Source organism: Janthinobacterium sp. NKUCC08_JDC, from assembly GCF_019345575.1.
Classification (GTDB): Bacteria; Pseudomonadota; Gammaproteobacteria; order Burkholderiales; family Burkholderiaceae_D; genus Janthinobacterium; species Janthinobacterium aestuarii.
The window spans coordinates 1-224 of record NZ_JAHKQW010000067.1; the positions used below are offsets into that span (position 1 = coordinate 1).

The 224-nt window shown below is 50.0% G+C and carries 1 protein-coding gene; it reads left to right on the plus strand.

The genetic code is table 11. From position 1 onward, the window contains the following. The coding region (locus KO538_RS29150) for a transposase (protein ID WP_219330447.1) at positions 1-218 on the plus strand (218 nt) is incomplete at its 5' end. Between the last annotated feature and the right edge of the window lie 6 nt (positions 219-224).

Consider the following 224-nt stretch of genomic DNA (forward strand, 5'->3'; position numbering starts at 1 on the left):
GGATAGCTGAGCACGGAGACGTCGCGAGAATCAGGCGGCAAACAGTCGAACATCCATTCGGTACGTTAAAAGCTTGGATGGGTGCTACACATTTTTTAACTCGAACGTTACTGCGCGTGAAAACAGAGATGAGCTTACATGTTCTAGCCTACAACTTGAAACGCATGGTGAACATCATGGGAAATCAGGGGCTGAAAGCGGCGTTGTTGGGGGCGTGAGCCCTT